We start from the raw sequence: 16203 nt of genomic DNA on the forward strand, positions 1-16203 counted from the left end.
AATTCCGCTATGAGACTGCCGTGCGGCGGCGGCCCTCCCTCCGGGACGGGTCGATTTCGTCGCACGGAACAGGACACATGCCTCGCCTACTTTTCCTCTATCTCGCACGGCGCATCCTGTTCAGCACGCTCGTCGTCCAGCTCGCGCTCATCGTGCCGGTCGTGCTCTCCTATCTGCTCTACACGCTGACCCCGGCGGCGATTCGCGCCGGCCTGCTGGCCCCGGCGCTGGTCGGCACCATGCCGACTGTCGGCTTCATCACTCTGCCCATGGCCATAGGCGTCGCCACGGCGCTCGAATTCGCGCGCATGTCCAACGAAGGCATGATCGCCGTGCTCTATGCGCTGCGTCTGTCCGTCTGGTCGGTGTGCCGGCCCGCGATCGTCTGCGCCGGCGCGCTGGTCGTCCTCGGCTATGGGCTCGCCAATCTCATGGCTCCCTATTACGCCAGCGGCTTGCAGGACGTCATCAATGTGGTGCGCAACTCGCTCAATCACCGCATGCTGGACGCGGCGCATTTCTACACTTTCGACAATGGCGTGAAGACGCTCTATCTGCAGCGCTGGGAGACGCCGGACATAGCCGTCAATCTCTTCGTGCGGCAGATTTCCATCGAGAAGCGCCAGGAGGAGACGATCACCGCGGCGCGCGCAGAGTTCCGCCGCCAGCCCTCCGGCGTCGTGGTGGCGCTGTCAAACGGCAGCATTCAGACCAAGCCCTTCGACACGGACGAGGTCCGCATCGCCAATTTCGATGAATATGCGATGGCGCTGCCGATGCAGGGCAGCGAATCGCTGCCGCCGCGCAATTGGCGCGGCGTCTATGAGCTGACCCTGCCGGAATTCATCGCCAATTGGCAGACCGCCAAGCTCGACCGCCGCCAGGCCGGCGAATGGATGGCGGAGGCGGCCAAGCGCTTCGGCGTGCCTTCGCTCGCCGTCGCGCATACGCTGCTCGCCATGGCGCTGGTCTTGACCTTCGGCAGCGTCACCGGGCGACGCGGCGGCATGAGCTCACTGGTCATCATCGCCATTCCGGCGGCGCATATTTTCTTTCTGGTGGCGCTCGAATCGCTGCTGCGCGCCGATGCGCGCTTCGCTTTTCTTCTGGCGGGGGCGGCGGCGCTCGAGATCGGCGTGTCGATCCTGCTGATCCACCGCCGCAACAGAAGCACCAGCCCGATGCGCAAGCTCTCCGCCTTTGAGGCGATCGCCGCCGAGCCGCAGACCGTCGCCGCCTGACCGAGTGAATTGAGCGCGAGCCTTCCAAGCTCGCAACCCGAGTTCCATCACGCGGCGGCGAGCACCACCTCGCGATAATGGGGGATGACCACATCCGGCGCGCCGGTCTCACGCACCGCGCCCTCGTCGATCCAGATCACGCGGTCGCAGAGATCGCCGAGAAAGCGCAGATCGTGCGAGACCATCAAAATGGTCCCTTTCTTGGCGAAATCGGCGATGAAGGCCTCGCATTTGGCCTGGAACACCTCGTCGCCGACAGACAGCGCCTCATCGACGATGAGAATATCGGCGTCGGCGTTGGCGCAAATGGCGAAAGCGACGCGCGCCACCATGCCGCTGGAATAGAGCCGCATGGGCTGATCGAAGAAAGGCCCGATATCGGCGAAGGCGGCGATTGCCGGCAGGCGCTTCTCCACCTCCTTGCGCTTGAGGCCGAGGATCGCGCCGCCGATCATGGCGTTCTCGCGTCCGGTGAGCAGGCCGTCGAAGCCCGAGCCCAGCGCCAGAATCGGCGCCACGCGGCCCTTCACCTCGAAGGAGCCGCGCGTCGGCCGCGTGATGCCGCAGAGAATTTGCAGCAGAGTCGTCTTGCCCGCGCCATTGCGGCCGATAATGCCGACCTTCTCGCCCTTGGCGACCTCGAAGCCTATGTCGTGGAGCACCCAATGCTCCTGATAGAACTTCTTCCACAGGCCGAACAGGATCTGCTTCAGCTGGTCGTTGCGGTGCAGATAGAGCTGGAACGCCTTGCCGACGCTTTCGCAGCGGATGATGGGTTCAGATGACATCGACGATGACCGATTTGTAGCGCATGAAGAACTGATAGCCGAACAGGAATATCCCGTAAGACACCAGGGACAGCGCGACATAAGCGATGGGATTGGGCAGCACGCCGTCGAGCGCCGCGCCGCGCAGCATCTCTATATAGTCGCCGACGAGATTGAGGCGCAGCCAGATCGAGATATGCGACGGCATCTGATCGAGCCGATAGAAGATCGGCGTCGCGAACATCAGCACCGGCACCACCGACACCATGATATGCGCCACATCGCGGGTGAAGGCGCCGAGCGCCATCAAAAACCACACCACGCCGAGCATGAAGCAGGCGAAGGGCAGAATCAGCAGCGGCGCGAAAAAAATCGTCATCGGCAATTCGCCGGCCGTCAGCAGGCGGAAGACCACATAGACGCCGAGGCTGATGCCGCCATAGACGAAGGCGCGAATCGTCGCCACCCAGGCGATGGTCTCACTCGGAAAGATCGACTTCTTCACGAAGGTCACATGCTCGTGCAGCAGGCCCGGCGCGCGATAGGCGAGCTCGCTGAACAAATTGAAGACGATGAGCCCGATGAAGATGCCGGCCGCGTAATCGCTGGTGCTCATGCCCGCGGACAATTGCGGAACTGTTATTGAAAACAGAACGGTATAGGTGAGCAGCATGATCAGCGGAGCGAGCACGGCCCAGAGCGGCCCGAGCACCGAGCCACGGAACCTCGAGGTGAGCTCCCGCCGCACCACAGCGCGAATGAGCTCCCTATGGTGCCACGCCCGCTCGAAGGGAGCGACATAGGCGATGGGCGGTATCTGAGCGAGCGACAGGCCGAACCTCCTTCGATCGAATGCGGCGGCGCAGCCGCATAGACCAGTTCGGCGCCGCCTCTGTCAACGGTCGGGCGCCGGGCGGGCCGGATCGGCCTGGCTCCGCCTCGCCAGGGTCGACCTCGGCTTGACGCGCCGCCGCGCCGTTCCTACTCTTTCGACAAAGTTTCAATTCGAAAGGAAAGCCATGTCTGCCGCGACCGTCAAAGTCTCCGATGCGAGCTTCGAAGCCGAGGTTCTGAAATCCGACCAGCCGGTCGTCGTCGATTTCTGGGCCGAATGGTGCGGCCCCTGCCGCACCATTGCGCCGGCGCTCGAGGAGATCGCCACCGAGCTCAAGGACAAGCTCAAAATCGTCAAGCTCAACGTCGACGAGAATCCCAACGTCGCCGGCATGCTGGGCATTCGCTCCATTCCGACGCTCATCATCTTCAAGGACGGCAAGGCCGCCTCGCAGAAGGTGGGCGCCGCGCCCAAGGGCGAATTGCTGCGCTGGATCAACGGCGCTATATAAGCGCTCGACGTAGCGGAGGCGAAGGCGTAAATCTCAGAGCATGAACCTCTCGGATTTTACGCCTTCCGTCTATTTCTCCCCGCAGGAGCTGACGGCGATCGTCCTCAGCCTGAAGGTCGCGGCGACCGCGACCGCCTTCTCGCTGCCGCTCGCCGTCTTCGTCGCCTATGCTTTGGCGCGCTGGCGCTTTCCCGGTCATGCGGCGCTCAACGCCTTCATTCATCTGCCGCTGGTCATGCCGCCGGTCGTCACCGGCTTCGCCCTGCTGCTGCTGCTCGGCCGCAAGACGCCGCTCGGCCATTTCCTCGCGGAATATTTCGGCGTCGTCTTCGCCTTTCGCTGGACCGGCGCGGCGCTGGCGGCCGCCGTGATGAGCTTTCCGCTGATGATCCGCCCGATTCGCCTCTCCTTCGAGAGCATCGACGAGCGGCTGGCGCTCGCCTCGCGCTCGCTCGGCGCCGATCCGCTATGGACCTTCTTCGTAGTGACGCTGCCGCTGGCGGCGCCCGGCGTCATCGTCGGCTCGATTCTCGGCTTCGCCAAGGCGCTCGGCGAGTTCGGCGCAACGATCACCTTCGTCTCCAACATTCCCGGCGAGACGCAGACAATTCCCTCCGCCATCTACAGCTTCACCCAGACGCCGGACGGCGACGCCGACGCGCTGCGGCTCGCCGCCGTCTCGGCGACGATCGCCGTGGCGGCGCTCGTCGTCTCGGAGATCTTGCAAAAGCGCGCCGATGCGACGCGAGCCGGCAAATGATCGGCGTCGATATAAAATTGCGCCGGGGCGATTTCACCCTCGCCGCCGCCTTCACCTCCAAGGCCCGCATCCTCGCGCTGCACGGACCGTCCGGCTCTGGCAAGACGACGCTCGCGCATCTCGTCGCTGGCCTCGCGGCGCCCGACGAGGGCCATATCGTCGTCAATGGCGCGCTTCTCGTCGATACGGCGCAGCGTCTCTTCATACCGCCGGAGAAGCGCCGCATCGGCCTCGTGTTTCAGGATGCGCTGCTGTTTCCGCATTTCGACGTAAAGACGAACATACTATTCGGCCGCTTCTTCACGCCCAAGGCGGAGCGCCGCGTGCCATTCGAGGCCGTGGTCGAGACGCTCGGCGTCGCGCATCTGCTGCGCCGCCGCGCCGGCGCGCTCTCGGGCGGCGAGCGGCAGCGCGTCGGCCTCGCCCGCGCCCTGCTCTGCTCGCCGCGCCTTTTGGTGATGGACGAGCCCATGGCCTCGCTCGACTATGACCGACGCCAGGAGATCATGACGCTGATCGAGCGGCTGCGCGACGAATTCCAGATTCCGATCCTGCTCGTGTCTCATGCGGCCGACGAGATATTGCGCCTCGCCGACGAGGTGATCTCGCTCGAGCGCGGCCGCATCGTCGCGCAGGGCCTGCCCTCGGAGACGCTCGCCGCCGCCAGCCGGCATACGGAAGGCGGCCGTTTTTCGGTTGTCAGCGCGCTGGCGGCGCATGTCGGCGCCTATGATGCGCGCTATGGCGTCACGCGGCTCACGCATCCCGCGGGCGAGATCGTCGTCGCGGCGCATGTCGCCAATGGCGACCGGCAGGCGCGCACGCTCATCAACGCCACCGACGTCGCGCTCGCCTACCGCAAGCCGGAGAACACCAGCATACGCACCGTGCTTCTCGGCCGCATCGTCGCGATCGATGAGGACGCGAGTCCGCTCGCCTTCGTGCGGCTGGAGCTCGAAGGCGGCGATCGGCTCATCTCGGCGACGACGCGGCTCTCTGTCGCCGAGATGAATCTGAGCGTCGGCGCGCAAGTCTATGCGCTGGTGAAATCGGTGGCGCTGGACGAGAGAGAGCTCCGCGCAAATGCGTGAGCGCGCCGCTGCGCAGGCATGGCGACGCCGGCTCTCGGACACGAATCCTCGAGCCGAAATCATAGGAATTCGTTAGCTCTTTCATTTAGATGTTTGTTAAGACCTCCATGCGATTTTCAAAACCGCGAAGCCTCCGATAAGGGATGGCTTCGTATTCGCGCCGAACAGGACAGATGATCTGTCCGCCGCCGGCCCGGTCAGGAACTCTCGAGCCTATTCCGGCTCACGAGACTCCGCCGGAGGCACGGCCTGGCGCGACGGTGTTCTCCAAAACCTTCGTGACCAAGGCACAGCCGCCGGCCCCTCGCGCCGGAGCGATCGCTCGCGCGTCCTCGCTGCGTCCTACGCTCACGCCCGATGCGGACCGAGCGCGCTCGGGCCGAGAACCGTCACGCCGTCACACTTTCGTTTCTTCGTAAACAGCTTCATTGGAAGCGGAGCGCCCGATGACCTCGATCTTCACCTCTCTCACCGCCACTCAGGTTGCCGGGCTCACCACGACGATCATATCAAATCTGACGACAACGGACATAGCGGCGCTCAGCACCACGCAGGCGGCGGCGCTCAAATCGACGCAGCTCAACGCGCTCAACTCGACCGATCTCCAATATTTCGCGCAGACGCAGATCGCGGCGCTCTCGGCCAACGCCATCGCCGGCCTCTCGCTCGCGCAGATCGGCAATCTGACGACGACGCAGGCGGACGAATTCACCGCCACTCAGATCGCCGCACTCACCTCCTCGCAGATCGGCGCGCTCACCTCGACCGAGCTGGAGGGATGGGACGCCACACAGATCGGCGCGCTCACCTCCACGCAGATCGGCAAGCTGACCACCACGGCGATCAGCAATCTCTCGACGACGCAGATTTCCTCGCTTAGCCAGACCCAGGTGCGCGGCCTCACCACCTCGCAGCTCAATGCGCTGAGCACCGACGATCTCATCGCGGTCAATCTCGCCAATCTGACCACCTCGCAGATCGCCGGACTCGATGGCGCCGCGGCCAGCAATCTCTCCACCACTCAGGCGGAAGGCCTCAGCTCCGCGCAGATCGGCGCCTTGTCGGCGACGGCTTTCGCCGGCCTCTCGTCGACGGAAGTCCAGGCCTGGAGCACCACACAGCTCGCCGGCCTCACCGCCACGCAGATCGGCAAGCTCACCACCACCGCGATCTCGAACCTCTCCACCACCCAGGTCACCGATCTGACCTCGACGCAGGTCCGCGGCCTCACCGCCACGCAGATCGGCGGATTGTCGGCGAGCTATCTCGACGCCATCGATGCGGCCGACTTCTCGACCTCGCAGATCGCCGCCTTCAGCGCGACAAGCGTCGGCGACCTCTCCACGACCCAGGTCGCCAATCTCACCTCCACCCAGATCGGCGCCCTCTCCGCCACCGCCTTCGGCGCGCTGACCTCGACGGAAGTGCAGGCCTTCACCTCCACACAGCTCGCTGGCCTCACCGCGACGCAGATCGGCAAGCTCACCACCACCGCGATCTCCAACCTCTCCACCACCCAGGTCACCGATCTGACCTCGACGCAGGTCCGCGGCCTCACCGCCACGCAGATCGGCGGATTGTCGGCGAGCTATCTCGACGCCATCGATGCGGCCGACTTCTCGACCTCGCAGATCGCCGCCTTCAGCGCGACAAGCGTCGGCGACCTCTCCACGACCCAGGTCGCCAATCTCACCTCCACCCAGATCGGCGCCCTCTCCGCCACCGCCTTCGGCGCGCTGACCTCGACGGAAGTGCAGGCCTTCACCTCCACACAGCTCGCCGGCCTCACCGCAACGCAGATCGGCAAGCTCACCACCACCGCGATCTCGAACCTCTCCACCACCCAGGTCACTGATCTCACCTCGACGCAGGTCCGCGGCCTCACCGCCACGCAGATCGGCGGATTGTCGGCGAGCTATCTCGACGCCATCGACGCCGGCGACTTCTCGACCTCGCAGATCGCCGCCTTCAGCGCGACAAGCGTCGGCGACCTCTCCACCACCCAGGTCGCCAATCTCACCTCCACCCAGATCGGCGCCCTCTCCGCCACCGCCTTCGGCGCGCTGACCTCCACAGAGGTGCAGGCCTTCACCTCCACACAGCTCGCCGGCCTCACCGCAACGCAGATCGGCAAGCTCACCACCACCGCGATCTCGAACCTCTCCACCACCCAGGTCACCGATCTGACCTCGACGCAGGTCCGCGGCCTCACCGCCACGCAGATCGGCGGATTGTCGGCGAGCTATCTCGACGCCATCGATGCGGCCGACTTCTCGACCTCGCAGATCGCCGCCTTCAGCGCGACAAGCGTCGGCGACCTCTCCACGACCCAGGTCGCCAATCTCACCTCCACCCAGATCGGCGCCCTCTCCGCCACCGCCTTCGGCGCGCTGACCTCGACGGAAGTGCAGGCCTTCACCTCCACACAGCTCGCCGGCCTCACCGCAACGCAGATCGGCAAGCTCACCACCACCGCGATCTCGAACCTCTCCACCACCCAGGTCACTGATCTCACCTCGACGCAGGTCCGCGGCCTCACCGCCACGCAGATCGGCGGATTGTCGGCGAGCTATCTCGACGCCATCGACGCCGGCGACTTCTCGACCTCGCAGATCGCCGCCTTCAGCGCGACAAGCGTCGGCGACCTCTCCACCACCCAGGTCGCCAATCTCACCTCCACCCAGATCGGCGCCCTCTCCGCCACCGCCTTCGGCGCGCTGACCTCGACGGAGGTGCAGGCCTTCACCTCCACACAGCTCGCCGGCCTCACCGCAACGCAGATCGGCAAGCTCACCACCACCGCGATCTCGAACCTCTCCACCACCCAGGTCACTGATCTGACCTCGACGCAGGTTCGCGGCCTCACCGCGACGCAGATCGGCGGATTGTCGGCGAGCTATCTCGACGCTATCGATGCGGCCGACTTCTCCACCTCGCAGATCGCCGCCTTCAGCGCGACAAGCGTCGGCGACCTCTCCACCACCCAGGTCGCCAATCTCACCTCCACCCAGATCGGCGCCCTCTCCGCCACCGCCTTCGGCGCGCTGACCTCGACGGAGGTGCAGGCCTTCACCTCCACACAGCTCGCCGGCCTCACCGCAACGCAGATCGGCAAGCTCACCACCACCGCGATCTCGAACCTCTCCACCACCCAGGTCACTGATCTGACCTCGACGCAGGTTCGCGGCCTCACCGCGACGCAGATCGGCGGATTGTCGGCGAGCTATCTGGATGCGATCGACGCCGGCGACTTCTCGACCTCGCAGATCGCCGCCTTCAGCGCGACAAGCGTCGGCGACCTCTCCACCACCCAGGTCGCCAATCTCACCTCCACCCAGATCGGCGCCCTCTCCGCCACCGCCTTCGGCGCGCTGACCTCGACGGAAGTGCAGGCCTTCACCTCCACACAGCTCGCCGGCCTCACCGCAACGCAGATCGGCAAGCTCACCACCACCGCGATCTCGAACCTCTCCACCACCCAGGTCACTGATCTCACCTCGACGCAGGTCCGCGGCCTCACCGCCACGCAGATCGGCGGATTGTCGGCGAGCTATCTCGACGCCATCGACGCCGGCGACTTCTCGACCTCGCAGATCGCCGCCTTCAGCGCGACAAGCGTCGGCGACCTCTCCACCACCCAGGTCGCCAATCTCACCTCCACCCAGATCGGCGCCCTCTCCGCCACCGCCTTCGGCGCGCTGACCTCCACAGAGGTGCAGGCCTTCACCTCTACACAGCTCGCCGGCCTCACCGCAACGCAGCTCGGCAAGCTCACCACCACGGCGATCTCGAACCTTTCCACCACGCAGGTCACCGACCTCACCGCGACGCAGATCCGCGGCCTCACCGCAACGCAGCTGGATGGGCTGTCGGCGAGCTATCTCGACGCGATCGACGCTGGCGACTTCTCCACCTCGCAGATCGCCGCCTTCAGCGCGACAAGCGTCGGCGACCTCTCCACCACCCAGGTCGCCAATCTCACCTCCACCCAGATCGGCGCCCTCTCCGCCACCGCCTTCGGCGCGCTGACCTCGACGGAAGTGCAGGCCTTCACCTCCACACAGCTCGCCGGCCTCACCGCAACGCAGATCGGCAAGCTCACCACCACCGCGATCTCGAACCTCTCCACCACCCAGGTCACTGATCTCACCTCGACGCAGGTCCGCGGCCTCACCGCCACGCAGATCGGCGGATTGTCGGCGAGCTATCTCGACGCCATCGACGCCGGCGACTTCTCGACCTCGCAGATCGCCGCCTTCAGCGCGACAAGCGTCGGCGACCTCTCCACCACCCAGGTCGCCAATCTCACCTCCACCCAGATCGGCGCCCTCTCCGCCACCGCCTTCGGCGCGCTGACCTCGACGGAAGTGCAGGCCTTCACCTCCACACAGCTCGCCGGCCTCACCGCAACGCAGATCGGCAAGCTCACCACCACCGCGATCTCGAACCTCTCCACCACCCAGGTCACCGATCTCACCTCGACGCAGGTTCGCGGCCTCACCGCCACGCAGATCGGCGGATTGTCGGCGAGCTATCTCGACGCCATCGACGCCGGCGACTTCTCGACCTCGCAGATCGCCGCCTTCAGCGCGACAAGCGTCAGCGACCTCTCCACCACCCAGGTCGCCAATCTCACCTCCACCCAGATCGGCGCCCTCTCCGCCACCGCCTTCGGCGCGCTGACCTCGACGGAAGTGCAGGCCTTCACCTCCACACAGCTCGCCGGCCTCACCGCCACGCAGATCGGCAAGCTCACCACCACCGCGATCTCGAACCTCTCCACCACCCAGGTCACCGATCTCACCTCGACGCAGGTTCGCGGCCTCACCGCCACGCAGATCGGCGGATTGTCGGCGAGCTATCTCGACGCTATCGATGCGGCCGACTTCTCCACCTCGCAGATCGCCGCCTTCAGCGCGACAAGCGTCGGCGATCTCTCCACGACCCAGGTCGCCAATCTCACCTCCACCCAGATCGGCGCCCTCTCCGCCACCGCCTTCGGCGCGCTGACCTCGACGGAAGTGCAGGCCTTCACCTCCACACAGCTCGCCGGCCTCACCGCCACGCAGATCGGCAAGCTCACCACCACCGCGATCTCGAACCTCTCCACCACCCAGGTCACCGATCTCACCTCGACGCAGGTTCGCGGCCTCACCGCCACGCAGATCGGCGGATTGTCGGCGAGCTATCTCGACGCTATCGATGCGGCCGACTTCTCCACCTCGCAGATCGCCGCCTTCAGCGCGACAAGCGTCGGCGATCTCTCCACGACCCAGGTCGCCAATCTCACCTCCACCCAGATCGGCGCCCTCTCCGCCACCGCCTTCGGCGCGCTGACCTCGACGGAAGTGCAGGCCTTCACCTCCACACAGCTCGCCGGCCTCACCGCAACGCAGATCGGCAAGCTCACCACCACCGCGATCTCGAACCTCTCCACCACCCAGGTCACCGATCTCACCTCGACGCAGGTTCGCGGCCTCACCGCCACGCAGATCGGCGGATTGTCGGCGAGCTATCTCGACGCTATCGATGCGGCCGACTTCTCCACCTCGCAGATCGCCGCCTTCAGCGCGACAAGCGTCGGCGATCTCTCCACGACCCAGGTCGCCAATCTCACCTCCACCCAGATCGGCGCCCTCTCCGCCACCGCCTTCGGCGCGCTGACCTCGACGGAAGTGCAGGCCTTCACCTCCACACAGCTCGCCGGCCTCACCGCCACGCAGATCGGCAAGCTCACCACCACCGCGATCTCGAACCTCTCCACCACCCAGGTCACCGATCTCACCTCGACGCAGGTCCGCGGCCTCACCGCGACGCAGATCGGCGGATTGTCGGCGAGCTATCTCGACGCTATCGATGCGGCCGACTTCTCCACCTCGCAGATCGCCGCCTTCAGCGCGACAAGCGTCGGCGATCTCTCCACGACCCAGGTCGCCAATCTCACCTCCACCCAGATCGGCGCCCTCTCCGCCACCGCCTTCGGCGCGCTGACCTCGACGGAAGTGCAGGCCTTCACCTCCACACAGCTCGCCGGCCTCACCGCCACGCAGATCGGCAAGCTCACCACCACCGCGATCTCGAACCTCTCCACCACCCAGGTCACCGATCTCACCTCGACGCAGGTCCGCGGCCTCACCGCGACGCAGATCGGCGGATTGTCGGCGAGCTATCTCGACGCTATCGATGCGGCCGACTTCTCCACCTCGCAGATCGCCGCCTTCAGCGCGACAAGCGTCGGCGATCTCTCCACGACCCAGGTCGCCAATCTCACCTCCACCCAGATCGGCGCCCTCTCCGCCACCGCCTTCGGCGCGCTGACCTCGACGGAAGTGCAGGCCTTCACCTCCACACAGCTCGCCGGCCTCACCGCCACGCAGATCGGCAAGCTCACCACCACCGCGATCTCGAACCTCTCCACCACCCAGGTCACCGATCTCACCTCGACGCAGGTCCGCGGCCTCACCGCGACGCAGATCGGCGGATTGTCGGCGAGCTATCTCGACGCTATCGATGCGGCCGACTTCTCCACCTCGCAGATCGCCGCCTTCAGCGCGACAAGCGTCGGCGATCTCTCCACGACCCAGGTCGCCAATCTCACCTCCACCCAGATCGGCGCCCTCTCCGCCACCGCCTTCGGCGCGCTGACCTCGACGGAAGTGCAGGCCTTCACCTCCACACAGCTCGCCGGCCTCACCGCCACGCAGATCGGCAAGCTCACCACCACCGCGATCTCGAACCTCTCCACCACCCAGGTCACCGATCTCACCTCGACGCAGGTTCGCGGCCTCACCGCCACGCAGATCGGCGGATTGTCGGCGAGCTATCTCGACGCTATCGATGCGGCCGACTTCTCCACCTCGCAGATCGCCGCCTTCAGCGCGACAAGCGTCGGCGATCTCTCCACGACCCAGGTCGCCAATCTCACCTCCACCCAGATCGGCGCCCTCTCCGCCACCGCCTTCGGCGCGCTGACCTCGACGGAAGTGCAGGCCTTCACCTCCACACAGCTCGCCGGCCTCACCGCAACGCAGATCGGCAAGCTCACCACCACCGCGATCTCGAACCTCTCCACCACCCAGGTCACCGATCTCACCTCGACGCAGGTTCGCGGCCTCACCGCCACGCAGATCGGCGGATTGTCGGCGAGCTATCTCGACGCTATCGATGCGGCCGACTTCTCCACCTCGCAGATCGCCGCCTTCAGCGCGACAAGCGTCGGCGATCTCTCCACGACCCAGGTCGCCAATCTCACCTCCACCCAGATCGGCGCCCTCTCCGCCACCGCCTTCGGCGCGCTGACCTCGACGGAAGTGCAGGCCTTCACCTCCACACAGCTCGCCGGCCTCACCGCCACGCAGATCGGCAAGCTCACCACCACCGCGATCTCGAACCTCTCCACCACCCAGGTCACCGATCTCACCTCGACGCAGGTCCGCGGCCTCACCGCGACGCAGATCGGCGGATTGTCGGCGAGCTATCTCGACGCTATCGATGCGGCCGACTTCTCCACCTCGCAGATCGCCGCCTTCAGCGCGACAAGCGTCGGCGATCTCTCCACGACCCAGGTCGCCAATCTCACCTCCACCCAGATCGGCGCCCTCTCCGCCACCGCCTTCGGCGCGCTGACCTCGACGGAAGTGCAGGCCTTCACCTCCACACAGCTCGCCGGCCTCACCGCAACGCAGATCGGCAAGCTCACCACCACCGCGATCTCGAACCTCTCCACCACCCAGGTCACCGATCTCACCTCGACGCAGGTCCGCGGCCTCACCGCGACGCAGATCGGCGGATTGTCGGCGAGCTATCTCGACGCTATCGATGCGGCCGACTTCTCCACCTCGCAGATCGCCGCCTTCAGCGCGACAAGCGTCGGCGATCTCTCCACGACCCAGGTCGCCAATCTCACCTCCACCCAGATCGGCGCCCTCTCCGCCACCGCCTTCGGCGCGCTGACCTCGACGGAAGTGCAGGCCTTCACCTCCACACAGCTCGCCGGCCTCACCGCCACGCAGATCGGCAAGCTCACCACCACCGCGATCTCGAACCTCTCCACCACCCAGGTCACCGATCTCACCTCGACGCAGGTCCGCGGCCTCACCGCGACGCAGATCGGCGGATTGTCGGCGAGCTATCTCGACGCTATCGATGCGGCCGACTTCTCCACCTCGCAGATCGCCGCCTTCAGCGCGACAAGCGTCGGCGATCTCTCCACGACCCAGGTCGCCAATCTCACCTCCACCCAGATCGGCGCCCTCTCCGCCACCGCCTTCGGCGCGCTGACCTCGACGGAAGTGCAGGCCTTCACCTCCACACAGCTCGCCGGCCTCACCGCAACGCAGATCGGCAAGCTCACCACCACCGCGATCTCGAACCTCTCCACCACCCAGGTCACCGATCTCACCTCGACGCAGGTGCGCGGCCTCACGGCGACGCAGCTGGATGGGCTGTCGGCGAGCTATCTGGATGCGATCGACGCCGGCGATTTCTCGACGAGCCAGATCGGCGGCCTGGATTCGACCGCAGTCGGCAATCTCACCTCGACCCAAGTCGGGGCGCTGACGGCGGCGCAGATCGGCGCGCTTTCCGCGGCGGCGATCAACTCGCTGACCACCACCGAGATCGACGCTCTGAGCAGCGCTCAGGTCGCCGGCCTCACCCGGACGCAGATCGGAGCGCTCAGCACGACCAACTTCAGCGCTCTGAGCAGCACGACGGGCATTCCGGCGCTCACGACGACGGCGATCGCCGGCATAACGACGACGGATATCGCCGCTTTGTCCACGACCCAAGGCAACGCCTTCACGACAACCCAGATTCAGGCAATGTCCGTGGATCAAGCTATCGCGCTCGTGTCTCTCATCGGCTGACGGCGAGGGGCGCGAGACGCGGTGACCTTCGTCACCCGTCCGCAACGACGCTCCGGGCGGCATCGCCCGGGCGCCGCCCTCTCGAATGGACGTCGACATGACCACGCAGCCGAACGAATCGGAGACCGCCCTCGCGCTGTTCCAGGCAGCGATCGAAAAATCCTACTCGCGCAAGCTGACCATCGCCGATCTGTTCACCGCCGCCGCGCAATTGAAAGCGCTGGGGCTCGATCGGCGGGCGGCCGAGCTCTACAAGCATTGGATCGCCTTCAACGCCGACGATCCCGTCGTCTATGCGGCCTATTTCAACTATGCGACGGCTTTGGCCGACTCGGGCGATCGCCCGGGCGCGATCAATGCGCTGCGCGAGGCGATCCGCATTCAGCCGGATTTCCAGCCGCCCTATATCAATCTCGGGCGGCTGCTCGAGGATTCCGGCCTCGTCGGCGCGGCGGTCGCGCAATGGATGGCGCTCGTCGAGCGGACCGCCGCCGTCAATGGCGAGTCGGTGGCTCACAAGCTCAGCGCGCTGCAGCAGACCGGGCGTGTGCTGGAGAGCCTCAATAAGGACGAGGCGGCGGAAGACGCGCTGCGGCAAATTCTGGAGATCGATCCCAAGCGGCAGGAGGTCGTGCAGCATTGGATCGCGCTACGCCAGCGCCAATGCAAATGGCCGGTCGTGCAGCCCTCCGAGCGCGTGAGCCTCGCCGATCTCGCCAATGGCATTTCGTCACTGTCGCTCGCCAATCATTCCGACGATCCGATGTTCCAACTCGCCAAGGCGCATCATTACGAGAAGCGCTCCATCGGCCGGCCCAAACGCGGCCTTTGCCCCGCAGAGCCGAAGCGGGCGCGCGAGCAGCGGTTGCGCATCGGCTATGTCTCCTCCGATCTGCGCGAGCATGCGGTCGGCTTCGCCATGACCGATGTTCTCGAGTCGCATGATCGCGCGCATTTCGAGATCTACGCCTATTATTGCGGGATCGCGCGCAATGATCCGACGCGCGAGCGCATCGCCGCCGCCATCGACCGCTGGACCGACATCAACGGAATGGACGACGAGACGGCGGCGAAAAAAATCGCCGAGGACGAGATCGACATTCTCGTCGATCTCAACGGCTACACCAAGGATGCGCGCACCAAGGTGTTCTCGCTGCGGCCGGCGCCGATCATCGTCAACTGGTTCGGCTTCCCCGGCACGATGGGCAGCCCCTATCATCATTACATCATCGCCGATCCGGTGATCATTCCCGAAGGCGCGGAGCTCTACTACTCGGAGAAGGTGGCGCGGCTCGCCTGCTACCAGCCCAATGATCGCAAGCGCGTCGTCGCGCCGCAACGCCCGACGCGCGCCGAGGCGGGATTGCCGGAGGACGCCTTCGTCTATTGCTCGCTCAACGGCATGCAGAAACTCACCGCCCTCACCTTCGATCGCTGGGCGCGCATTCTGACGGCGGTTCCGGGAAGCGTGCTGTGGCTGCTGACCGGCACGGAGCAGACCAACGCCCGCGTGCGCGAGGAGGCGAAAGCGCGCGGCGTCGCGCCGGAGCGGATCATCTTCGCCGAGAAGATGGCCAATCCCCATCATTTGGCGCGCTATCCGCTCGCCGATCTCTTCCTCGACAATTTCCCCTATGGCGCCCATACGACGGCGGCGGACTCGCTGTGGATGGGCGTGCCGATCGTCACCTATCCCGGCCGCAGCTTCGCCTCGCGCGTCTGCGCCAGCCTGGTGCGTGCGGCGGGCGTCGGCGAGCTCGCCTGCGCCAGCGCGGAGGATTATGTCGCGCTCGCGATAGAGCTCGGCAAGGACAGGCGTAAGCTCGCGGGCCTGCGGGACCGGCTCGCCAATGTGCGCGAGACGTCGCTGCTCTTCGACACGCCGCGGCTCGTCGGCGATTTGGAGCAGCTCTATCGCGACATGTGGCGCGACTATGAGAATGGCGAACTGCCGCGGCCGGATCTGCGCAATCTCGATATTTATCACGAGATCGGGCTCGATCTCGATCTCGAGAAGATCGAGCTGCTGAGCGACGCCGATTATCGCGCGCTCTATCAGCGCAAGCTGGCGGAGTGGGACGCCGCCTATCCGATAGAGCCCGACGCGCGCATGTGGCGGCCGCGCTGAGCG

The 16203-nt window shown here is 65.7% G+C and carries 8 protein-coding genes; 6 read left to right on the forward strand and 2 right to left on the reverse strand.

All coding sequences use genetic code 11. The features are described from left to right. Positions 1-77: 77 nt before the first annotated feature. On the forward strand, positions 78-1241 hold the full coding sequence (locus tag GYH34_RS15490) for an LptF/LptG family permease (RefSeq protein ID WP_161914365.1): 1164 nt from the start codon (positions 78-80) through the stop codon (positions 1239-1241). A gap of 47 nt (positions 1242-1288) precedes the next feature. On the opposite strand, the gene GYH34_RS15495 is transcribed toward GYH34_RS15490, so the two are convergent. Together GYH34_RS15495 and GYH34_RS15500 are read right to left on the reverse strand one after the other, a co-directional pair. Beyond that, the gene (locus GYH34_RS15495; RefSeq protein ID WP_161914366.1) at positions 1289-2029 is read right to left on the reverse strand and encodes an ABC transporter ATP-binding protein; all 741 of its coding nucleotides are present in this window, start codon (positions 2027-2029) and stop codon (positions 1289-1291) included. Next, positions 2019-2759 (reverse strand): ABC transporter permease, encoded by a 741-nt coding sequence (locus GYH34_RS15500; protein WP_244635147.1) that lies wholly within the window; start codon positions 2757-2759, stop codon positions 2019-2021. Before GYH34_RS15500 ends, GYH34_RS15495 begins: the two co-directional genes overlap by 11 nt. Positions 2760-3027: 268 nt before the next feature. Between GYH34_RS15500 and trxA the strand changes: the two genes are divergently transcribed. From trxA to GYH34_RS15525, 5 genes are all read left to right on the forward strand, one after another. Further along, on the forward strand, positions 3028-3354 hold the full coding sequence (trxA, locus tag GYH34_RS15505) for a thioredoxin (RefSeq protein WP_018264919.1): 327 nt from the start codon (positions 3028-3030) through the stop codon (positions 3352-3354). 40 nt (positions 3355-3394) lie between these two features. Further along, the gene (gene modB, locus GYH34_RS15510; protein ID WP_161914367.1) at positions 3395-4114 is read left to right on the forward strand and encodes a molybdate ABC transporter permease subunit; all 720 of its coding nucleotides are present in this window, start codon (positions 3395-3397) and stop codon (positions 4112-4114) included. Next, complete coding sequence (gene modC, locus GYH34_RS15515; RefSeq protein ID WP_161914368.1) at positions 4111-5205, forward strand: molybdenum ABC transporter ATP-binding protein; 1095 nt, start codon at positions 4111-4113, stop codon at positions 5203-5205. The genes modB and modC overlap by 4 nt, the downstream gene beginning before the upstream one ends. 446 nt (positions 5206-5651) lie before the next feature. Continuing rightward, on the forward strand, positions 5652-14072 hold the full coding sequence (locus tag GYH34_RS15520; protein ID WP_161914369.1) for a hypothetical protein: 8421 nt from the start codon (positions 5652-5654) through the stop codon (positions 14070-14072). 97 nt (positions 14073-14169) lie between these two features. Further along, complete coding sequence (locus GYH34_RS15525; protein ID WP_174242414.1) at positions 14170-16200, forward strand: glycosyl transferase; 2031 nt, start codon at positions 14170-14172, stop codon at positions 16198-16200. Positions 16201-16203 lie beyond the last annotated feature (3 nt).

It is taken from the genome of Methylosinus sp. C49, assembly GCF_009936375.1.
Taxonomy (GTDB): domain Bacteria; phylum Pseudomonadota; class Alphaproteobacteria; order Rhizobiales; family Beijerinckiaceae; genus Methylosinus.